Below are 21,503 nucleotides of genomic sequence, written 5' to 3'. Positions count from 1 at the left end.
ATTACGATTGTTAAGTTGATTAGTACTAAGTTAATAAAAAGCGACAAAAGTCAATCAACCTTGAAGCTTAAGTAGACATATTCTTGAAATAATTAAAATCCCAAAAAATACTATGTTAATTAGATTAATAAAAAGAGGGTCTTTATGAATAGCATGAGCTACAATAGCTGTAATAAAAAATAAACCAATACCCACATAAGCCCATTCCTTATACTGAATAGGGATTTGAGGAATTAACAAGATGAATACAGCGGTAATTTTGAGTACAGCAAGCTGAATTCTGAAAAAATCAGGAAATCCCAGGGCTTTGACACCGTCAATCATAGTTTTACTAAAAAAGTAGCCATAGGCACTCCAGGATAGAAATATTGTAAGAATTAGCGTTGATATCCAATAGATAGTTTTCATATCATCAAGATACATGATATTTTAAATACTATGAAAACCAAAACATAATAAGACAAGAAAGTAGTTACGGATCTTCATGTTATCGTCATTTTGGACAATGCTTTATGTTGTATAAGTGACCAATGATGATACATAAAGATGATATATACATAGTGAATTCGAAAATTTCTGCTCGTTCTTCGAGCATGATAGACATAACAAAGCCAGTAAAAGCCATCCACAAAAGGATACTCACTCCCTTAAAAAATTTCCTTTTGGTCGTCTTATAAATAGACACAAAAGCTATTAAAATGAAAAGGATAGCAATTACTGGATTGTTTAGGAAACCAACTCCTATTGTCATTAGTAATGGTGCAGCTAGGCAATGGACTATACAAAGTAGAGCACTTGCAATGCCTAGTTTATCTGCCCAGTATATTTTTTTTGTTGTTATCATTATATTAGTTCAATTGTATATTTTCTGAATTGTGACTTTGTATGTTATCTTTTTTGAAAATAATTGTACTTATGTAGTTAGTTTGTTAACGCAACTTAGTTGCAAAAGTAAAGAACACAATTTGTATTTGCAACAAAGTTGCATTAAATTTGTAATCATGGGAGTTATTAGAAAAACAAAAGCCGTAAGTACTGTATTAAGCATTTTTGAAAATAAAAATGAGGCTAAATCTGTAGTAAGTCTTATAGAACTTGTTAAAGGCGAAATGAATAAAACCACAGTTTATCGTATTCTTGATAGACTAGAACAAGATGGGATTATTCATTCTTTTAATGGAAAAGATGGCTTAAAATGGTATGCCAAATGTGAAGGTTGTTCTGCGCACAAACATTCAGATAAGCATCCGCATTTTCAATGTACAGAGTGCGACAAGGTGGAGTGCTTGTCTTTAGAGGTTAAAATACCAGCTTTAAAAAACCATAAAGTAGATTCTACAGATATTCTATTAATGGGGCAATGTGAGACTTGCTGCTCGTAGATAGTTAATACGCAATATTATTTTCAAGATTTAATGATATCTCGATATTCCTCAAAGAAAGCTTCAAACTTTGGCATAGTTTGGTTAAAGAATTCCATAACTATTTGCCAAGAATTCTTGTTGTGTATGGAGACCTTTTCTTCTAGAGGAACATAAATTCTGGATATTTCCTTACCATTATCTAAGTAATATTCTTCTTCATAAATAGCATCTGGTAAATACTCAGATTGCAGAATACTTTTTAGGGCTTCAAGTTTTTCCCAGCAATTAATACGGTTTTCTAAATCGTCTTCTAAGTCTAATGATACAAAAGCTTTTTTAGTATCAAAATAAAATTTAAAAGACAGGCCTTTAATTTTAGTATTGTAGAGTATCCATTTTCTTTGGAAAGACTTACCAAAACTTATCCAAAAATCTTCTCTTAGTTTTCGACTCTCTTCTTTACTAAACATTTAAACAAAATATGCTATCAGAATTCCCAAGCAAATTGCAACAAGCTTTGATAAATTAAACTTGTGGCCCTCACTACTTTCAAATAAGATAGTTGTTGATATATGTAAAAAGATTCCTATAACCAAAGCATTAATACTAGTAAGGTACTCTGGAGCAATAGACGTTGTGTTGGATACTAATGTACCTAAAGGTGTCATTGCGGTAAAAATCAAAATAAAACTTATGGCTTTTTCTTTTACCTGCATGGACTGTAACAGAAATGACGTTAATAGTGCCGCAATAGGAATTTTATGAATAAAGACTCCGTAAACCATATCATTATGCTGGTTAATAGGAAAACCTTCTAAAAAACTATGAATACAAAGGCTTATAAATAATAACCAAGGAAACCGCTTGCCATCTTTATGAATATGGACATGACCATGTTCTGCACCTTTAGAAAAAAACTCTAAAATAATTTGTAATAATATACCAAACATAATGAACAAGCCTGTGCGTTTAGCATCTAGATGTTCATATACTTCTGGTAATAAGTCAAACAAGGTTAATGCTAGTAAAAATGCACCACTAAATGATAATAGTAATTTGGTATAGACTGTTTTTTGCCTTCTAGTTAAATAGGCAATGATTACACCAATTGCAATTGCATAGATTGGAAATAAGTACTTATTCATGGGCGCAATTTACTTAAAAATCATAATCAAACGTTCGGATGTTTTTGGATAATATTTACGCAGTTTATAATCTCCAAACACGTCTAATAAGTGTACACCAGCTTTTTTGTAGAGTGTTTCAAAATCTTTTAAAGTAAAAGCTTTTACACGTTCTTGAAATTTGTAATCTTCACCATCGGCAGTAAACGATATATCTTTAATGATGTATCCGTTTTCAAAACGTCGTTGTTGTAAAAATTCAATGCCATCTACAGTTTTTGCGTCTTCTGGAACTAGATTTTCAATGATATATTCGGAATTCATAAAGTCAATAACTCCGAAACCAAATTCATTTAATTCTTCTTTTATGGCCTTAATTGTTCGGAGATTACATTCATCATCTTCAAAATAACCAAAACTGGTAAAAAGATTAAAAACAGCATCAAATGTTTCAGGATATGGTTTTGTCATATCATGAACATCAAAGGTTAAAGTATCGTTTTCAAACTGTTTGGCATAATTAATACTTTGTTCTGATAAATCTACACCGGTAACATTATAACCAAGTTTATTTAAATAAATAGAGTGTCTGCCTTTTCCACAAGCCAAATCTAAAATTTTTCCATTCACAGGAAGGTTAAGGTAATTAGCAAGATTGTCCATAAATGCTTGCGCTTCAGTATAATCTCTATCTTTATATAAGATATGGTAGTATGGTGTGTCAAACCAAGAGGCATACCATTTTTCTGTAGTTTTTGTCATAGTTAGTGTGGTCTTTCGACTTTACAAAAATACTGTATTTTTGCAACCTATTTGACGTATAATATGGACGGAAATTTCAAGATGGTAGCCAAAACATTATTTGGCTTTGAAGATATATTAGCCAATGAGCTTAGAAACCTTGGTGCTATGGATGTTGAGAAAGGTGTTCGCGTGGTCACTTTTGTTGGTGATAAAGGCTTTATGTATAAAGCAAATTTGGGTCTTAGAACAGCAATTAAAATCCTAAAACCTATAAAGTCTTTCCGTATTGCAAGAGAGGAAGATTTATATAAGAACGTCAAAAATATTAAGTGGGAGAACTATTTGAAACCTGAAGGTTCTCTGGCTGTAGATGCCACAGTGCATCATAGTATTTTTACACATTCGCAATACACAGCTCTTAAAACCAAAGACGCTATAGTAGATCGCTTTAGAGAGAATAATGGGACAAGACCTAATATTGATTTACGTTTTCCAGATATAAAGGTAAATGTGCATATCGACCGTCAACGTTGTACAATTTCTTTAGACACGTCAGGAGAATCCTTACATAGAAGAGGTTATAAAACGGCGACTAATATTGCACCAATAAATGAAGTTTTAGCGGCTGGACTTATAATGATGAGTGGTTGGGATGGCCAGTCTGATTTTATGGATCCAATGTGTGGAAGCGGGACTATATTGGCGGAAGCTGCAATGATAGCTTGTGATATTCCGCCTAATTTAATGCGAAAAGAATTTGCTTTTGAACGTTGGGAAGATTGGGATGTAGATTTATTTGAAAAAATTGAAGAATCACTTTTGAAGAAAACACATGATTTCCATCATAAAATTTTTGGTTATGATAAGTCACCATCAGCTATAAAGAAAGCAAAGGAGAATATTAAAAATGCGCATTTAGATGAATTTATTCATATTCAGCACGAAGACTTTTTTAAGACTCAAAAAGCAGGAAGTGATAAATTACATATGGTTTTTAATCCGCCTTATGGTGAGCGTTTAGAGAATTTAAATGTTGAGGAATTTTATGGGAATATTGGCACAACATTAAAACATGGTTATCCAAATACCAATGCTTGGCTGGTAACCTCTAATCTTGAAGCTCTAAAATTTGTGGGATTAAGACCTTCTCGAAAAATTAAAGTGTTTAATGCCAAACTTGAAGCACGATTAGTGAAATACGAAATGTACGAAGGTAGTCGTAAAGCAAAGAAACAAAGCAATTAGGTATTATTCCTAGCAAGCAAAAACCTCTTCAAATCTTTATAATCGGTAATGGTTATAGAAGATTTTTTCTTATTAATTACAGATTTAATTTGCTCTGGTAACTCTACTTTAGTTTTAATAACATCTTCAACAACGTCCAAAAATTTTGTTGGATGCGCCGTTTCTAAGAATACGACATGGTCATTAGGTTTATTCTCTAAATGTCTTAGAGCACCCAAATAGCCAACTGCACCATGTGGATCTGCAATATAGTTGTAAGCTGAATAAATTTCTGATAATGCGTCTCGCGTTTCATTATCTGTAAAACTGTAAGATGATAGATTATTCTTTAAGTTATCAAAATTGTTACTATATAACGCTTCAATTCTAATAAAGTTACTAGGATTACCAACATCCATAGCATTGCTAATGGTTTGTACTGATGCTTTTGGATTATAGTCCTTAGTTTTTAGATAGTTTGTAACTACATTATTAGCGTTATTAGAAGCTATAAAGTGTTGGATTGGCAAGCCTAATTTTTGTGCAACCATTCCAGCGCAAATATTCCCAAAATTGCCGCTAGGTACTGAGAACACTATCTTTTTGTATTTATTTTTTAATTGCTTGTAGGCAAACATAAAGTAGAATAGTTGTGGTAACCATCTGGCTATATTTATTGAGTTTGCAGATGTCAATTGCATATGACTAATCAACTCACTATCAACAAAAGCTAGTTTTACCATGTCTTGGCAATCGTCAAAAACACCATTTACTTCAAGAGCAGTAATGTTCTGTCCAAGAGTAGTGAGTTGTTTTTCTTGAATGTCACTCACTTTTCCGCTAGGATATAAAATAACAACATCTACACCTTTAACACCTAAAAAACCATTAGCCACTGCACCACCTGTATCTCCAGATGTAGCGACCAGAACCGTTATATTTCTAGAATTATTTTTATTAAAATAACCTAAGCATCTTGCCATAAAGCGCGCACCAACATCCTTAAATGCCATAGTTGGACCATGAAAGAGCTCTAAAGTTGATATACTAGTATCAAATTCTATAATAGGAAACTCAAAAGACAAGGTTTCTTCAATAATTTGTTTTAATTCTTTTTCATGAATTTCGTCACCGACAAATTGTTTAATGGCTTCAAAAGCTATTTCGGTATTTGATTTATGTTCTATAGTTTCAAAGAAAGAATCGGGTAGAGGTGTTATACTTTCAGGAAAATATAAACCTTTATCCGGAGCCAAGCCTCTAACAACGGCATCTTCAAAAGTAGTTGACGGTGCTTTTCTATTTAATGAATAGTACTTCATCTATAAAATTTTAATGCCTTCAGTATTAATTTTTGAAACAAAAGTGTTAAACTCAATATCTGTTTTTGAATACATGTTTTGGAAAGCTTTTTCAATACCCAAAGCAGTATCTTTTCCTTTGCTTAAGGCAAATATTGAAGGGCCAGAGCCAGAAATGCCACAGCCTAATGCACCAGATTCTAGAGCGGCTTTTTTTATGGTAGCAAAATGTGGAATCATTTGTTTTCGGTAAGGTTCTATAATTACATCATTAAGGGATTTGCTTAATACTTCATAGTCATTTGTGTGAAGTGCATGCACTAAGCTCCCAACGTTAGACCATTGCGTTATTGCGCTTTTTAAATTTACAGTTTCTGGTAGAATTGCTCTTGAAACTGAAGTTTTTATTTCTATTTGTGGGTGAATTAATGTAGCAAATAAATCATTAGGTGTTGGTAATTGTAGTACATCAACAGGATTAACGCTTCGAACTAATGTAAAACCTCCAAATATTGCAGGTGCTAGATTATCGGCATGTTCTGATTGGCTTGCAATAGCTTCGCCTTTTAATGCATATTTGGTAAGCGCAGTTTTGTCTAACGGTTTTCCGAGTAATTCATTCATACCAAAAATACTTCCAACTGCACTAGCAGAACTACTGCCAATTCCGCTGCCAGGTTTAATTTTTTTGTATATTTCTATTGCAAAACCACAATCTGGTTGTAAAGCTTCATACATGGCCAAGGCTGAGACTCCAGCTACATTTTTTGTTGCCTCATAGGGCAAGTCATAGCCTTCAATTTTAGTAATCGTAATACCTTTTTCGGATGTCTTATGAATAATCATTTCATCACCAATACTATCAAGGCAAAAGCCTAAAACATCAAAACCACAAGATACATTTGCAACTGTAGCGGGTGAGAATATTTTAATGCTATTCATATTATTTATTTCCAATTTTTATAATGTCTGCAAACAACCCAGAAGCAGTGACATCAGCACCAGCGCCAGCACCTTTTACAATTAGTGGTTGCTCTGGGTAACGTTCTGTATAGAACATCACAATATTATCTTTACCTTCTAAATTGTAAAATGGGTGACCTTCAGGAATTTCACGTAAGCCTACTTTTGCTTTTCCATCTTTAAACTCAGCTACATACTTTAATTGACAATTATTTGCTTTTGCTGAAGCATAAATATGTTGAAAGTGTGACTCATCTTCTTTAAGAGTATCATAAAAATCATCTACAGAACTACTTTCTAAATTTGCAGTAGTCAAGAAAGATTCATTTTCAATATCTTCTATCTCCATTTTACCGCCATTTTCTCTGGCTAATATTAAAATTTTTCGGGCAACATCAATACCACTTAAATCAATACGTGGGTCTGGTTCTGTATAGCCTTCAAATTGAGCACGTTTTACGGTGTCATGAAAATTGGTATGATCCCCAAAATGGTTAAAAACAAAATTTAGACTGCCAGATAAGACGGCTTGTATACTTGTTACTTTATCTCCAGAAGCTACTAGGTTATTTAGTGTGTTAATAATTGGTAATCCTGCACCTACATTTGTCTCATATAAAAATGCAGTGTTGTAACTTAATGCTAAATTGTGTAAGTTTTCATAGGTGTCATAAGCACCAGAACATGCAATTTTATTACAAGCTACAACTGCGATGCTATTTCTTAAATAGTGCGCATACCAATCAGAGACTTTTTCGTCTGCAGTAATATCTACAAAAATGCTATTACGCAAATTAAGTTCTATCACTTTATTGAAAAAACGTTCTAAATTTGATTGTTCTGCAAAGTCAAAAGCGGAAGGCCAGTTTTCTAAATCTATACCTTCATTATTAAAAACCATTTTGCGAGAATTTGCCATTCCCACAATACGGACATCTATCTTTAGTTTCTCTTTAAGGAAGCCATGTTGTTGTTCAATCTGATCTATTAAGCGCTCACCAACATTACCCACACCAACTATAAAGACATTGAGTTGTTTGGTTTGGACTTCAAAAAAGCGTTCATGTAGTGAATTTAAGGCCTTTTTTATATCACTTTCATCAATCACAGCCGATATATTTCGCTCTGACGCACCTTGCGCAATGGCTCTAACATTAATATTATTTTTGCCAAGTGTACTGAACATTCTACCACTAATGCCTTGATAATTTTTCATATTATCACCAATCAATGCAATAATAGACAGTCCTGTTTCTACAAGAATTGGTTCTATTTTTTTAAGAGTAATTTCATATTCAAAGGTCTTATCTATAACGTTTTGTGCTGTTTGAGAATCTCTGATGTCTATTCCAAAGCAAATGGCATGTTCTGAAGAGGCTTGCGTTATAAAAATGACATTGATTTTTTCATTTGCTAGGGTTTCGAACAAGCGCTTAGAAAAACCAGGAATACCAACCATACCAGGACCTTGTAGAGTAAGAAGCGCAATATCATTAATATGCGTTATGCCTTTTACAGGATTTTTAATTGATGCTTTAGTCTCGTCAGAAATCTTTGTTCCAGCATCATTAGGCTGCATGGTGTTTTTGATTAAAATTGGGATATTAGCATCCAATACTGGTTGTACCGTTGGTGGGTATAGAACTTTAGCACCAAAATGTGATAATTCCATTGCCTCCTGAAATGACAACTGTTCAATTGGGACGGCTTGTTTTACCAATTTAGGATTAGCAGTATACATACCACTAACATCTGTCCATATTTCTAGGATTTCCACATTTAAAGCTGCTGCAATTATTGATGCAGTGAAGTCAGAGCCACCACGACCCAAAGTTGTTTCTTCACCATCCTGATTTTTTGCAACAAAACCGGGAAGAATCGTAATCAAAGATTCCGATGCCTTAAAATAGGTTTGAATGTTTTTTTCTGTTAGAGTTAGTTCTACATCCGCATCGCCATAGTTAGAGTTAGTGATAATTAATTCTTGAGAATTTTTACGAACAACATCTAAGCTTCTTGCAAACATACATTTTGTAATAATGTATGAAGACATAAGCTCTCCAAAACTTACCAATTTATCTGATATTTTTGGTGTTAACTCATTCAAAAGATACAAACCTTCAAGAAGACTTTTTAAATCTTTGAATTTGTTTTCTATAGCAGCTATTATGGCTTCATTCTCTGATGGAATGAGTTGTTTTACAAGTGTAACATGAACATTCTGAATTTCAGTAAAAACGTCTTTGTAGGCCTCGTCTTTTTTTATTGCTAGATTACCTGCAGCTAAGAGCTTGTCTGTTATTCCTCCTACAGCAGAAACAACAGCAATTACCTTACCGTCTTTTGACTTTTTGTCTAGGATAGAAATTACATTGTTTATGTTAGAGGCAGAACCGACCGATGTTCCACCAAATTTCAATACTTTCATGTGATTGATGTTAGAAAATTATTGATTTTATACAAATTTGAGAGCTAGAATATTACATGCAAAAAGCTTAATAATAAGCACTTTGCAATTTTAATAGCTATTATTTTATGCATCCAAATGTTTTAACAACATTACTAATCAAATGTATTATTTTTACCAGAATAAAAAAATATAATCACAGGATGATTATATATTTAAAATACATAGAATGAAAGTCTTTTCGAAGGAACAAATATATGAGGGCGATAAAGTAACTGAAGAACGACAAAAATTGCCGCCTTCTGAACTCATGGAGCGTGCAGGTCTTCAAATTTTTAATTGGATGCATATGCGTATGCAGGGTGCACAAGTGCCTATTCATATTTTTTGTGGCATAGGTAATAATGGTGGTGATGGATTGGTTTTAGCGAGACATCTGATTACTCATGGATACAATGTTGAAACTTATGTTGTAAACTGCGGTAATAGTCGCTCAAAAGATTTTTTAACAAGTTACGATAAGGTTAAAGAGGTTACCAAAAAGTGGCCACAGTTATTAAAGTGCGAATCTGATTTTCCAGAAATACATAAAGATGATATTATAGTCGATGCCATTTTTGGAATCGGTCTAAATCGTTCTATTGAGGATTGGATTAAAGCACTGTTTCATCATTTTAAAGCTTCAGAGGCATTTACACTTTCTGTAGACATACCATCTGGTTTATATACAGATAAACCTGTAGAAGATGTTAATGGTGTTGTAAAAGCGAATTACACGTTAAGCTTTCAATCTCCAAAATTAGTATTCTTTTTACCAGAAACAGCAGATTATACGATACAATGGGAAGTTATTGATATAGGTATAGATAGAGAATATTTGATGACTACCGATACCGAAGTTGAGCTTATTTCAAAAAATGAAGTTCTACCAATTTATAAACCTAGAACAAAGTTTTCTCATAAAGGTGATTTTGGTCATGGTCTTATTATTGGTGGTAGTTATGGTAAAATAGGAGCAGTACAATTGGCAACACGTTCAGTATTAGTTTCAGGTGCAGGTATGGTGACTGCTTATGTACCAGAATGTGGTTATTTGCCACTTCAAACCTCTTTGCCTGAAGCGATGGTAATGACAGATATTGATGAAAAGAAAATAACAGATATAAACTTTGATATTACCCCATCTGCAATTGGGATAGGTGTTGGCATAGGAACTGATACCTCTACAATCCAAGCTTATGAGGCCTTTTTGAAAAGTAATAAAGTGCCACTTGTGATTGATGCTGATGCCATTAACATGCTTTCTGAAAATAAAAAGTTGTTAAAGTTAGTTCCTGAAAACTCGATTTTAACTCCTCATCATAGAGAGCTAGAACGTTTAATAGGGACCTGGTCTAGTGATTTTGAAAAATTAGAGAAAGCTTCAACATTCTCTAGTAAACATAAGGTAATATTAGTCATAAAGGGTGCGCATACAATCACTGTTTATGGTCAGAAAAAATTTATAAATGTTACAGGTAACTCTGGTATGTCCACTGCAGGTTCTGGAGATGTATTAACAGGTATAATTACCGGACTCTTAAGCCAAAAACATTTACCAATTGAAGCTGCACTCTTTGGTGTGTATTTGCATGGGCGAGCAGGAGATTTAGCAGTTGAAGAGTTTGGATATCAGAGTTTATTAGCTGGAAACATCATTGATTATTTAGGTGAAGCTTACATAGATTTATTTAAACAACCTGAACAAGCTCAAGAAGAGGTTAAAACAGAAGATAAAGCATAAAAAAGCCCATAATTATGGGCTTTTTAGTAATTGTAATATGTTATTTGGTTTTGTCAAGTTCTGAGTCAAGCATACTTACTAATTCTGGATTAGAAGGCCTTGGTGCATCTGCACTAATAATATTACCATCAGGGTCAATTAAAATAAATCTAGGTATACCATCAATAGCATAATCTTGCACAAATTTAGATTGCCAAGCATTATCTGCTAATAATTGTGTACCACCTAATTCTTTTTCTTTAATCATAGACTTCCATTTGTCATATGCATTAGGTGTGTCAATTGATGCGCTGACAAATTCTATATTTTTTCCGTGGTATTGTTTTTCAACTTTTTTAAGTGAAGGAATTTCTCCGATACAAGGTCCACACCAGGTTGCCCAAACATCGACATACACATATTTTCCCTTTAGATCATCTAATGATGTCTCACCACCTGCATTGTTCTCATAATTTACAAATTTTGGAGAAGGCATGCCTTTTAATAGATTTTTATTTTTATTGTAGGTGTTAGTTAATATTTTTTTTGTTTCTGGATCTGTTGAATTGTCTGAAAAGAATTGATAAATATCCTTCATATTAGCATTAGCAGGAGACATAATCATAGTTCCCACATACGATATAACATCATTTTTAAGAGCCTGAATTTTAATTTCAGAAATAGGAGTTAAATCTGCAGGTTTGATATTTGAAAAGCTTTCTATGTCTTTAAAAGTAGCATCTAATGAGGTGTTTAGAGCTAATTTTTTATATGCTTCAGAATTTTCATAATCAGAGCCGCTATCAAATACCATATCCTTTAGACTTTGCGGTAAAAAGTCTTCAGAAACTTCAAATTCTCTTTTATTTGTAAAATAACGATGACCATTTTGATAATCATTATAAAGCGTTAGTGTTTCGTATTTAAGATTTGTCTCTTCTAATGTTTTAAAATTTGAATCTATACCTTCTATGCTACTTAAGGTTTTTAGATTTTCGTTTTTATCACTTTCGATTTTATTTCTAAAAGCAACTTCGTCTAATGAGAAAAGAGCTTTTGCACCCTTATCAGCGAAACTTCTTACACCAACTTTAGACGATAGGTAATTATTTTCAATAGCGCCTTCACCTTCAAACGTCATCTCAAGTATTGGAGATTTTGCATCAGCAATAACTTTTAAATTGTCACCAAAATCTATATAGACCGATTTTGGCGGACCATCAGCTGAAAAATTATAAAACCCAGGCTTTTCAATTTTTAGAGTATCGCTAAATGTTCCGTCATCATTAATTGCTAATTTAAATTCGGTTTCACCTTTTGAGATTATAACTTCTTTAGCTTTTGTATTTTTAAAAGCTCCAGATACTAAAGCATAATCTTTTTGGTCTTCTTTACAGGATACAATCAATAGTATGCAAAGAATTAATGCTAATTTTTTCATTGGTTTAACTTTTTTGGTATAACGAATTTAACGTTTTAATGGCCGCAATCTTATGTGTTGATTAATTATTAACATTTTTTGCATAGTATAAAAGATATAATCAATTTTGATTAAAATATAATTTGATGGCTAAATACTATTCAATTTCTGGTTCTAAACTGACGCTAAAGGATATTAATGATATCATCTTTAATCACAAAAAGATTAAACTCTCTGATGATGTTGCTAAAGCTATAAAAAGATCTAAGGTATATTTAGATTCTAAACTTTCTGAAAATGACAAACCTTTTTATGGCATAAATACTGGTTTTGGTTCATTATATAATGTAAAAATCTCAAAACGAGATTTAACAAAGCTACAAGAGAACTTAGTAATGTCTCATGCCTGTGGTACTGGAGACAAAGTCCCTGAAGTTATTGTCAAGATTATGTTATTGCTCAAGATTAAATCTTTGAGTTTTGGTCATAGTGGTGTGCAGTTATCTACAGTTAAACGTTTAGTTGATTTTTTTAATAATGATATTTTTCCGTTTGTATACACACAAGGTTCTTTAGGTGCCTCAGGTGATTTAGCACCTTTAGCCCACTTGTCTTTGCCTTTAATTGGTAAAGGAAAGGTGACGTATCAAAGCCGTTTGGTAAATACTACCACAGTTTTAAAGAAATTTAATTGGAAACCAATAAAATTGGAAGCTAAAGAAGGTTTGGCTTTATTAAATGGTACGCAGTTTATGACATCTTACGGAGTATACTGCTTATTGTTGTCGCATAAAACTTCATATTTGGCGGATATTGTGGCAAGTATTTCTTTAGATGCGTTTGATGGAAGAATTGACCCGTTTAATGATTTGGTTCATCTGATTAGACCACATGCAGGACAGTTGAAAGTAGCACGTCGTTTTACAGAATTTTTAAAAGATAGTGAGTTGATTAATCGTGAAAAAGAACATGTGCAAGACCCATATTCTTTTAGATGTATTCCTCAAGTTCATGGCGCTACAAAAGATACTATTGATTTTGTTGAGAAAACCATGATTACAGAAATAAACTCGGTAACAGACAACCCAAATATTTTTCCAGATGAAGATGAAATAATTTCAGCAGGAAATTTCCATGGTCAACCTTTGGCTTTAGCCTTTGACTATCTCAAAATTGCTATGGCAGAAATTGGTAATATTTCTGAACGCCGTATTTTTCAGTTGGTATCAGGCTTACGTGGTTTGCCGGCATTCCTTGTAGATAATCCAGGTTTAAACTCTGGTTTTATGATTCCGCAATATACAGCAGCTAGTATTGTAAGTGCTAATAAACAATTGGCAACACCAGCTAGTATTGATAGTATTGTGTCGAGTAATGGCCAAGAAGATCATGTAAGCATGGGTGCAAATGCAGCAACACAGGCTTATAGTTTGATTAGAAATGTGGAACGCATTATTGCTATAGAATTGTTTAATGCCTCACAAGCTATGGAATTTAGGAAGCCATTTAAGTCCTCTAAGTTTATAGAATTATTTTTGAAAGCCTATAGAAAAGAAGTGCCTTTTATTAAGAAAGATGAAATTTTACATGATGATATTGAAAAAACCATTCAGTTTTTGAAGAAATACGACATCAATGACTTTGAGTTGTTTTTGAACGATTATGGTATAAAAGCAAGTCTTTTAGAGAATGAATAAAAAAAGCCATTTCATTTGAAATGGCTTTTAAAATTATATAGCTTAGAAATTATGACTCTTTAGTCTCGCTCGATGACTTTACTTTAATTTTTAAAACATCATTTTTCTCATCTAAATCCATTGAAATTGTATCACCTTCTTGGATTTTTGAGTTAATAATTTCTTCTGCTAAAGCATCTTCTATATATTTCTGAATGGCTCTTTTTAAAGGTCTAGCACCGTATTGCGAATCAAAACCTTTATTAGCTATATAGTCCTTAGCTTTTTTAGAAAGCTTTAATTCATAGCCTAAATCTTTAATTCGCTTTACAAGTTTAACCAATTCGATATCAATAATTTTATTAATGTCTTCTTTTTCTAGTGTGTTGAAAACAACTACATCATCAATACGATTTAAGAACTCCGGCGCAAATGCTTTTTTAAGTGCATTTTCAATAATGCCTTTGGCATGATCTGCGGCTTGCGATTCTTTTGCTGAGGTACCAAATCCTACACCAGTTCCAAAATCTTTTAGTTTACGGGCACCAATATTGGAAGTCATAATTATAATGGTATTTCTAAAATCGATTTTGCGTCCAAGACTATCTGTTAAATAACCATCATCTAGTACTTGAAGCAGCATGTTAAACACATCTGGATGTGCTTTTTCAATTTCATCTAAAAGGACTACAGCATAAGGTTTACGTCTTACTTTTTCGGTTAACTGCCCACCTTCTTCATAACCAACGTATCCTGGAGGTGCACCTATTAACCTAGAAATAGCAAACTTTTCCATGTATTCGCTCATATCAATTCTTATGAGTGCATCATCATTATCAAATAATTCGTTAGCTAATACTTTTGCCAATTGCGTTTTACCAACACCAGTCTGTCCTAAGAAGATAAACGAACCTATAGGCTTATTTGGGTCTTTTAAACCAGCTCTATTACGCTGTATTGCTTTAACAACTTTCTTAACAGCTTCATCTTGTCCAATAACGCGACCTTTAATTAAGCTAGGTAATTCTGCCAACTTGTTAATCTCTGTCTGAGCAATTTTATTTACAGGAATACCAGTCATCATTGAGATAACATCTGCTACATTTTCTTCAGAAACAACTTCGCGATGAAGTTTTGTTTCATCTTCCCATTTTTCTTGAGCTAAGGCTAAATCTTTTTCAATACGTTTTTCGTCATCTCTAAGTTTAGCTGCTTCTTCATATTTCTGTTTTTTTACAACACTATTTTTTGTTTCTCTTACCTCTTCAAGCTTTTTCTCAAGCTCAATGATTTGTTTAGGTACATCAATATTTGTAATATGTACTCGAGAACCCGCTTCATCTAAGGCATCAATAGCTTTGTCAGGTAAAAACCGTTCTGTCATGTATCGGTTAGTTAATTTTACACAAGCTTCTATAGCTTCATCTGTATAATTTACATTATGATGCTCTTCATATTTACCTTTAATGTTGTTAAGTATTTCGATGGTTTGCTCAACACTTGTTGGCTCTACCAATACTTTTTGAAAACGACGTTCTAAAGCGCCATCTTTTTCGATATATTGTCTGTACTCGTCTAGAGTAGTAGCACCAATACATTGTATCTCACCTCTTGCTAAAGCGGGTTTAAACATGTTAGATGCGTCTAGGCTTCCTGTTGCACCACCAGCACCAACTATGGTATGAATTTCATCAATGAAAAGGATAATATCATCATTCTTTTCAAGCTCATTCATAACGGCCTTCATGCGTTCTTCAAACTGACCTCTATATTTTGTGCCAGCTACTAAACTTGCTAAATCAAGAGTGACTACTCGTTTGTTAAATAGAGTTCTAGACACTTTTCGTTTTACAATACGCAAAGCTAGACCTTCTGCAATTGCAGATTTACCAACACCCGGTTCTCCAATTAATAAAGGATTGTTCTTTTTACGCCTGCTAAGTATCTGAGAAACACGCTGTATTTCTTCTTCTCGACCAACTACAGGGTCTAATTTTCCTTCTTCGGCAAGTATAGTCAAATCTCTACCAAAGTTGTCTAAAACAGGTGTTTTAGACTTTTTATTGCCTTTTTGAGAGGTACCACCAAAAGGGTTTTGCTTTGCATTATCATCAGATTCACTCATGTCATCATCAGAAAATGACTCCGCTTTTGGAGTTTCTAAGAAGTCGTCCTCGTCGTTTGTTATCATAGATTTAAATTCTTCTTTTACATTATCATAATCTACTTTCAACTTATTTAAAAGTTTAGTAGTAGGGTCGTTTTCATTTCTTAAAATGCACAATAGTAAGTGTGCGGTGTTTATAGATGTACTTTGAAACAGTTTTGCTTCTAAAAAAGTGGTTTTTAGTGCGCGTTCTGCCTGTCTTGTTAAATGCAAGTTTTTCTTTTCGTTAGACGTTACTGTTACATTAGGATTAGCAGGGCTTAAAATCTCAACTTTTCTACGCAGATGATTTAAGTCTACTTCTAAAGCAGTTAGTATGTCTATGGCTTTCCCATTGCCGTCTCTGAGTAGGCCAAGCATTAAATGCTCAGTACCAATAAAGTCGTGACCTAATCGTAAAGCTTCTTCTTTACTATAGGCAATTACATCTTTTACTCTAGGTGAAAAATTATCATCCATATTAAAAATCGTTCTGCATTAAAAATAATAAATTCAATATGAATAAGGCAAAAACCATTCCTTATTAATATGAAATTAACGAATAGACTAAAAAAGGTTTATAAATCAAAATATTGAACTATATAGTTATCAACGAAAATACCGTTAAAAATTGTTAATAAAAACCCCTAAATGTAAGTCGTAAAAACAGGCCTAAACCTAACAAAATACTTATATTAGCACGTTATGAAAATTAAGTAAATAAATTAACATATATAATATGGCAGAAGGCGAAAAATTAATCCCTATTAACATTGAAGATGAAATGAAATCGGCATACATCGATTATTCGATGTCGGTCATAGTGTCACGTGCATTACCAGACGTGAGGGATGGATTAAAACCTGTGCATAGACGTGTTCTTTACGGTATGCATGAACTAGGAGTTAGAGCAAATACAGCACATAAGAAATCTGCAAGAATTGTAGGTGAAGTATTAGGTAAGTATCACCCACATGGTGATACCTCAGTATATGATACTATGGTTCGTATGGCACAAGAGTGGAGTCTAAGATATATGCTGATTGATGGTCAAGGAAATTTTGGTTCTATTGATGGCGATAGTCCTGCTGCAATGCGTTATACAGAAGCGCGTATGCGCAAGATTTCTGAAGACATGTTGGCAGATATTGATAAAGATACTGTAGACCATAAATTAAATTTTGATGACACTTTAAAAGAACCAACAGTATTACCAACGCGTATTCCTGGACTTTTAGTAAATGGGGCATCAGGTATTGCAGTAGGGATGGCAACTAATATGCCTCCTCATAACTTAACAGAAGTTGTCAATGGTACAGTTGCTTATATCGAGAATAACGATATTGAAATTGATGAGTTAATGCAGCACATCAAAGCACCAGATTTTCCTACAGGAGGTACAATTTATGGTTATGATGGCGTTAAGGAAGCTTTTCATACTGGTCGTGGTCGTGTAGTTTTAAGAGGTAAAGCTAATATCGAAGAAGTTAACGGTAGAGAGTGCATTATTGTTAACGAGATTCCGTATCAGGTAAATAAAGCTGATATGATTAAGAAAACAGCTGATTTAGTTAACGATAAGAAGATTGATGGCATCTCTACTATTCGTGATGAATCTGATAGAAATGGAATGCGAATTGTTTATGTATTAAAACGTGATGCAATTCCTAACATTGTCTTAAACAAACTCTATAAGTATACTGCACTGCAATCTTCTTTTAGTGTAAATAATATTGCGTTGGTTAATGGCCGACCAGAAATGTTAAACCTTAAAGATTTAATTCACCATTTTGTTGAGCATAGACATGAAGTTGTCGTTCGTCGTACTAAGTATGAATTAAATAAAGCAGAAGAACGTGCACATATACTCGAAGGATTAATAATAGCTTCAGATAATATTGATGAAGTAATTGCACTTATTCGAGCTAGTGCAAATGCCGATGAAGCTAGAGCTAAATTAATTGAGCGTTTCGAACTAACTGAAATACAGGCAAAAGCTATTGTAGAGATGCGTTTGCGTCAGTTGACTGGTCTTGAACAAGATAAGCTTAGAGCAGAGTATGATGCTTTAATGAAAACAATAGAAGACCTTAAAGATATCTTAGACAAGAAAGAGCGTCGTATGGATATAATTAAGGAAGAATTATTAGAAGTACAATCTAAATATGGCGATGATCGCCGTTCTTTAATTGAATATGCTGGCGGAGATTTAAGTATCGAAGATATGATTCCGGATGAGAAAGTGGTAATTACTATTTCTCATGCAGGCTATATCAAGCGTACATCGTTAACCGAATATAAAACACAAAATAGAGGTGGAGTTGGTCAGAAAGCATCTACCACTCGTAATGAGGATTTCTTAGAACATTTATTTGTTGGCACAAACCATCAATACATGTTATTCTTTACACAAAAAGGAAAATGTTTTTGGATGCGTGTTTATGAAATTCCTGAAGGAAGTAAAACATCTAAAGGTAGAGCCATCCAAAACCTTATTAATATTGAACAAGATGATAAGGTAATGGCTTTTATTTGTACGCAAGACCTTAAAGACGAAGATTATATTAATAGTCATTATGTTATCATGGCGACGAAGAATGGTCAAGTAAAGAAAACATCTCTTGAGCAATACTCACGACCTAGAACAAATGGTATTAATGCTATTACAATTAAAGAGAACGATGAGTTGCTTGAAGCTAAGTTAACGACTGGCGAAAGTCAAGTAATGCTAGCTTTACGTTCTGGTAAAGCCATTCGTTTTGAAGAAGCAAAAACTCGACCTATGGGACGTAATGCTTCAGGAGTAAGAGGTATAAGGCTTCAAAATGATAAGGATCAAGTTGTAGGTATGATTGCAGTTAATGATATGGATAGTAATATACTTGTGGTTTCCGAGAATGGTTACGGTAAACGTTCAAGTTTAGAAGACTATAGGATTACAAATAGAGGTGGAAAAGGAGTGAAAACTATCTCTATTACCGAAAAAACAGGTAACTTAGTAGCTATCAAGAATGTTACAGATGAAGATGATTTAATGATTATCAATAAATCTGGTATAGCAATTAGAATGACGGTATCTGATTTAAGAGTTATGGGAAGAGCAACACAAGGGGTTAAATTAATTAACCTAAAAGGAAGCGATTCTATTGCCGCTGTGGCTAAGGTTATGAAAGATGAAGATGAAGAAGAATTAGAAGGCCAAAGTCTTGAAAATGAGTCTGCAGATGAAGGTGGCACGGCTATTGATAACAATGAAACAGAAAACTAAGAATAACTAAAATTAATAGATTAAAAATGAAAAAACTAATAACTTTAATTTGCGCACTTGTAATTGGCTCGATGTCGTTTGCTCAAAAGAACGAGATTAAGGCTATCGAGAAAGCGTTAAAGAGTAATAATTTTGCAACAGCAAAATCTAGTGTTAAAGCTGCAGAATCTTTACTAGGGAATATGGATGATAAGACTAAGGATAAGTTTTATTTTTTAAAAGCTAAAACTCTTTATTCAAATGGTGCTATATCGAGCTCAGATATAGATGTAGCATTAAAAGCAGTAGAAGATTTAGTTTCCTTAAATGAAACAACCAAAAAATCAAAATTTTTAAAAGAAGCTTTAGTTATAAAAAATCAAATATTTGAATCTATTGTACAATCTGCATATAAAGCAGTTCAAAATGGAAAAAGTGAACAAGCAGGTGATAAGTTTTATAAGGCTTATACTTTATCCAAAAAGGATACATTGTTCTTATATGCTGCCGCATCTTCTTATTTAAACGCACAAAAGTATGATAAATCATTGGAATTTTATGAGCAGTTGCAGAGTATGAATTATCAAGGAACTGTTGTTCAGTATGTTGCTACCAATAAAGAGACTGGCCAAGAGGAAATTTTTAATAGTAAACAATTAAGAGATGCATCCGTAAAATCCAAGAGTTATATTGCACCAAAAGAAAAAAAGCTGCCTTCAAAACAAGGAGAAATATTACGCTATATGGCTCTAATTTATTCAAGTCAAAATAAAACGGATAGAGCATTAGAGCTCATTGCTAAGGCAAAAGAATATAATCCTGATGATACTCAATTGGTTATTGCGGAGGCTAAAGCATATTTAGCATCAGGTCAAAAAGATAAAATAAAGCCTCTTCTAAATAGTGCTAGTAGTTTGATTGCTGGTGATGCTACTAACCTAATGAACTTTGGTATATTTGCTATGGAAATTTCTGAGTATGAAATGGCAAAAAAGTATTTTGAAGATGCTATAAAGGTCAACCCTAAAATGTCTGATGCATACCTTAATATGGGTTCTTTAATTTTAGAGCCTGATGTTCAGATTGTTGAAGAAATGAACAGCTTGGGTAATTCTTCTGCTGACAATGCTCGTTATGATAAGTTAAGGTCCGATCGTTTAGAACTATATAAAAAAGCTATTCCTTATATTGAAAAAGCATTTGAATTAAACCCTCAATTAGACACAGGAAAGTACTTAAGAGATTTATATAGTGGGGCATTTATGACCGATAAATATAAAGAAATGAAAGAAAAAATTGCTGAAATGGAAGCTGGTAATTAAAAATATTACTTTATAAAAAAAGCGACCTAAATAAGGTCGCTTTTTTTATATCACTTTTTTAATGACCCTAAGTTTATGAGTATGGGTATTGGTTTCAACATTGTATATACCAATATGATCGAGTCGATCTATTCTTACATTTCCATGTGCATGAATAATATAATTGTCTTCCATAATAATACCAACATGAATAATGTTACCTTCTGCATTATCGAAAAATGCTAAATCACCAGGTTCACTTTCTTCTATAAAACTCAAAGCTTCACCTTGTGTAGCTTGTTGTGAAGCATCACGTTTTAGCTTATATCCATTTATTTTATAAACCATTTGCGTAAAACCAGAGCAGTCTATGCCAAAAGGCGTTTTTCCACCCCATAAATATGGAGCGTTAAGGTAAAGAAATGCAGTTTTAATTAGGTTTGATCTATCCTGTATTTTGGATAGTTGATTACCATCAAATTTATGATTTAGTAATTCTAGACCATTAAGAGATGACCCAAGTGGAATTGTATATATATTACCGTTACTGTCCGAGATATATTCTAGTAAATCTGAAGATAATATTGGCTGACTCTTAGCTATTGATTTGTAATTTTCTTCATTAATCTCTAGATATTGTTTATTATCTATCCAGCCTTCATATTTATCAAACGCAATACGAATTCTACTCCATTTTTTACGCTTTTCTAAAACCTTAAAAACTTCACCGTATAAAACCTGTGATACAAGTTCGGATTTATCGCTAGATTCAAAACGCATTGGAACAATTCCAAGATTACAAATTCCGTATTGCATAAATAGAT

17 protein-coding genes are annotated in these 21,503 nt (G+C 33.1%); 6 read left to right on the top strand and 11 right to left on the bottom strand.

What is annotated here, in order from left to right; genetic code table 11:
• Positions 1-54 precede the first annotated feature (54 nt).
• Positions 55-408 (bottom strand): DoxX family protein, encoded by a 354-nt coding sequence (locus IEV10_RS09790; protein ID WP_188374540.1) that lies wholly within the window; start codon positions 406-408, stop codon positions 55-57.
• Positions 409-493: 85 nt separating this feature from the next.
• Positions 494-844, bottom strand: a complete 351-nt coding sequence (locus IEV10_RS09785) for a MerC domain-containing protein (RefSeq protein ID WP_188374539.1) — start codon at positions 842-844, stop codon at positions 494-496.
• 157 nt (positions 845-1,001) lie between these two features.
• Between IEV10_RS09785 and IEV10_RS09780 the strand changes: the two genes are divergently transcribed.
• A complete protein-coding gene (locus IEV10_RS09780) occupies positions 1,002-1,382 on the top strand; it encodes a Fur family transcriptional regulator (RefSeq protein WP_188374538.1) in 381 nt (126 codons plus the stop codon).
• A 23-nt stretch (positions 1,383-1,405) separates the two neighbouring features.
• Here the strand turns inward: IEV10_RS09780 and IEV10_RS09775 are convergent, their stop codons facing one another.
• The 3 genes from IEV10_RS09775 to IEV10_RS09765 are packed head-to-tail and all read right to left on the bottom strand — an operon-like array spanning position 1,406 to position 3,250.
• Positions 1,406-1,834 carry a DUF4268 domain-containing protein gene (locus IEV10_RS09775; RefSeq protein WP_188374537.1) on the bottom strand — a complete coding sequence of 143 codons (429 nt, stop codon included), beginning with the start codon at positions 1,832-1,834 and terminating at the stop codon, positions 1,406-1,408.
• Positions 1,835-2,509 carry a ZIP family metal transporter gene (locus IEV10_RS09770; protein ID WP_188374536.1) on the bottom strand — a complete coding sequence of 225 codons (675 nt, stop codon included), beginning with the start codon at positions 2,507-2,509 and terminating at the stop codon, positions 1,835-1,837.
• A gap of 9 nt (positions 2,510-2,518) precedes the next feature.
• Positions 2,519-3,250: an SAM-dependent methyltransferase gene (locus IEV10_RS09765; protein ID WP_188374535.1), complete on the bottom strand. Its 732-nt coding sequence runs from the start codon at positions 3,248-3,250 to the stop codon at positions 2,519-2,521.
• A 63-nt stretch (positions 3,251-3,313) separates the two neighbouring features.
• On the opposite strand from IEV10_RS09765, the gene IEV10_RS09760 reads away from it, so the two are divergent.
• Entirely contained in the window at positions 3,314-4,477 is a 1,164-nt protein-coding gene (locus tag IEV10_RS09760) for a THUMP domain-containing class I SAM-dependent RNA methyltransferase (RefSeq protein WP_188374534.1), read from the top strand.
• Here IEV10_RS09760 and thrC read toward each other — a convergent pair.
• From thrC to thrA, 3 genes are read right to left on the bottom strand one after another with little or no spacing between them, the layout of a single operon-like run.
• Positions 4,474-5,778, bottom strand: coding sequence for a threonine synthase (thrC, locus tag IEV10_RS09755; protein ID WP_188374533.1), 1,305 nt, complete (start codon positions 5,776-5,778; stop codon positions 4,474-4,476). The genes IEV10_RS09760 and thrC overlap by 4 nt on opposite strands.
• Positions 5,779-6,699 (bottom strand): homoserine kinase, encoded by a 921-nt coding sequence (locus IEV10_RS09750; RefSeq protein ID WP_188374532.1) that lies wholly within the window; start codon positions 6,697-6,699, stop codon positions 5,779-5,781. It lies immediately after the preceding gene.
• 1 nt (position 6,700) lies between these two features.
• Positions 6,701-9,148, bottom strand: a complete 2,448-nt coding sequence (gene thrA / locus IEV10_RS09745; protein WP_188374531.1) for a bifunctional aspartate kinase/homoserine dehydrogenase I — start codon at positions 9,146-9,148, stop codon at positions 6,701-6,703.
• Between the two features lie 208 nt (positions 9,149-9,356).
• Between thrA and IEV10_RS09740 the strand changes: the two genes are divergently transcribed.
• Positions 9,357-10,910: an NAD(P)H-hydrate dehydratase gene (locus IEV10_RS09740; protein WP_188374530.1), complete on the top strand. Its 1,554-nt coding sequence runs from the start codon at positions 9,357-9,359 to the stop codon at positions 10,908-10,910.
• A gap of 40 nt (positions 10,911-10,950) precedes the next feature.
• On the opposite strand, the gene IEV10_RS09735 is transcribed toward IEV10_RS09740, so the two are convergent.
• A complete protein-coding gene (locus IEV10_RS09735) occupies positions 10,951-12,330 on the bottom strand; it encodes a TlpA family protein disulfide reductase (protein WP_188374529.1) in 1,380 nt (459 codons plus the stop codon).
• A gap of 125 nt (positions 12,331-12,455) precedes the next feature.
• Between IEV10_RS09735 and hutH the strand changes: the two genes are divergently transcribed.
• Positions 12,456-14,006, top strand: coding sequence for a histidine ammonia-lyase (gene hutH / locus IEV10_RS09730; RefSeq protein WP_188374528.1), 1,551 nt, complete (start codon positions 12,456-12,458; stop codon positions 14,004-14,006).
• A 49-nt stretch (positions 14,007-14,055) separates the two neighbouring features.
• Here hutH and IEV10_RS09725 read toward each other — a convergent pair whose 3' ends face one another.
• Positions 14,056-16,611 (bottom strand): ATP-dependent Clp protease ATP-binding subunit, encoded by a 2,556-nt coding sequence (locus IEV10_RS09725; RefSeq protein ID WP_188374527.1) that lies wholly within the window; start codon positions 16,609-16,611, stop codon positions 14,056-14,058.
• 259 nt (positions 16,612-16,870) lie between these two features.
• Here IEV10_RS09725 and gyrA point away from each other — a divergent pair, with 259 nt between their 5' ends.
• Together gyrA and IEV10_RS09715 are read left to right on the top strand one after the other, a co-directional pair.
• Positions 16,871-19,399 (top strand): DNA gyrase subunit A, encoded by a 2,529-nt coding sequence (gene gyrA / locus IEV10_RS09720; RefSeq protein ID WP_188374526.1) that lies wholly within the window; start codon positions 16,871-16,873, stop codon positions 19,397-19,399.
• A gap of 26 nt (positions 19,400-19,425) precedes the next feature.
• Entirely contained in the window at positions 19,426-20,700 is a 1,275-nt protein-coding gene (locus IEV10_RS09715) for a tetratricopeptide repeat protein (protein ID WP_188374525.1), read from the top strand.
• 45 nt (positions 20,701-20,745) lie between these two features.
• Here the strand turns inward: IEV10_RS09715 and IEV10_RS09710 are convergent, their stop codons facing one another.
• A complete protein-coding gene (locus IEV10_RS09710; protein ID WP_188374524.1) occupies positions 20,746-21,495 on the bottom strand; it encodes a C40 family peptidase in 750 nt (249 codons plus the stop codon).
• Positions 21,496-21,503: the final 8 nt, after the last annotated feature.

The sequence above is a fragment of the Winogradskyella haliclonae genome (genome assembly GCF_014635865.1).
GTDB classification, from domain to species: Bacteria; Bacteroidota; Bacteroidia; order Flavobacteriales; family Flavobacteriaceae; genus Winogradskyella; species Winogradskyella haliclonae.
Note: the sequence above shows the minus strand (reverse complement) of the source record. Positions and strands in the feature narration are given on the sequence as shown.

Bases quoted from the DNA above. Each gene is read 5' to 3' on its own strand.
- IEV10_RS09790 (WP_188374540.1), bottom strand. From the start codon at position 408: ATGAAAACTATCTATTGGATATCAACGCTAATTCTTACAATATTTCTA.
- IEV10_RS09785 (WP_188374539.1), bottom strand. From the start codon at position 844: ATGATAACAACAAAAAAAATATACTGGGCAGATAAACTAGGCATTGCA.
- IEV10_RS09780 (WP_188374538.1), top strand. From the start codon at position 1,002: ATGGGAGTTATTAGAAAAACAAAAGCCGTAAGTACTGTATTAAGCATT.
- IEV10_RS09775 (WP_188374537.1), bottom strand. From the start codon at position 1,834: ATGTTTAGTAAAGAAGAGAGTCGAAAACTAAGAGAAGATTTTTGGATA.
- IEV10_RS09770 (WP_188374536.1), bottom strand. From the start codon at position 2,509: ATGAATAAGTACTTATTTCCAATCTATGCAATTGCAATTGGTGTAATC.
- IEV10_RS09765 (WP_188374535.1), bottom strand. From the start codon at position 3,250: ATGACAAAAACTACAGAAAAATGGTATGCCTCTTGGTTTGACACACCA.
- IEV10_RS09760 (WP_188374534.1), top strand. From the start codon at position 3,314: ATGGACGGAAATTTCAAGATGGTAGCCAAAACATTATTTGGCTTTGAA.
- thrC (WP_188374533.1), bottom strand. From the start codon at position 5,778: ATGAAGTACTATTCATTAAATAGAAAAGCACCGTCAACTACTTTTGAA.
- IEV10_RS09750 (WP_188374532.1), bottom strand. From the start codon at position 6,699: ATGAATAGCATTAAAATATTCTCACCCGCTACAGTTGCAAATGTATCT.
- thrA (WP_188374531.1), bottom strand. From the start codon at position 9,148: ATGAAAGTATTGAAATTTGGTGGAACATCGGTCGGTTCTGCCTCTAAC.
- IEV10_RS09740 (WP_188374530.1), top strand. From the start codon at position 9,357: ATGAAAGTCTTTTCGAAGGAACAAATATATGAGGGCGATAAAGTAACT.
- IEV10_RS09735 (WP_188374529.1), bottom strand. From the start codon at position 12,330: ATGAAAAAATTAGCATTAATTCTTTGCATACTATTGATTGTATCCTGT.
- hutH (WP_188374528.1), top strand. From the start codon at position 12,456: ATGGCTAAATACTATTCAATTTCTGGTTCTAAACTGACGCTAAAGGAT.
- IEV10_RS09725 (WP_188374527.1), bottom strand. From the start codon at position 16,611: ATGGATGATAATTTTTCACCTAGAGTAAAAGATGTAATTGCCTATAGT.
- gyrA (WP_188374526.1), top strand. From the start codon at position 16,871: ATGGCAGAAGGCGAAAAATTAATCCCTATTAACATTGAAGATGAAATG.
- IEV10_RS09715 (WP_188374525.1), top strand. From the start codon at position 19,426: ATGAAAAAACTAATAACTTTAATTTGCGCACTTGTAATTGGCTCGATG.
- IEV10_RS09710 (WP_188374524.1), bottom strand. From the start codon at position 21,495: ATGCAATACGGAATTTGTAATCTTGGAATTGTTCCAATGCGTTTTGAA.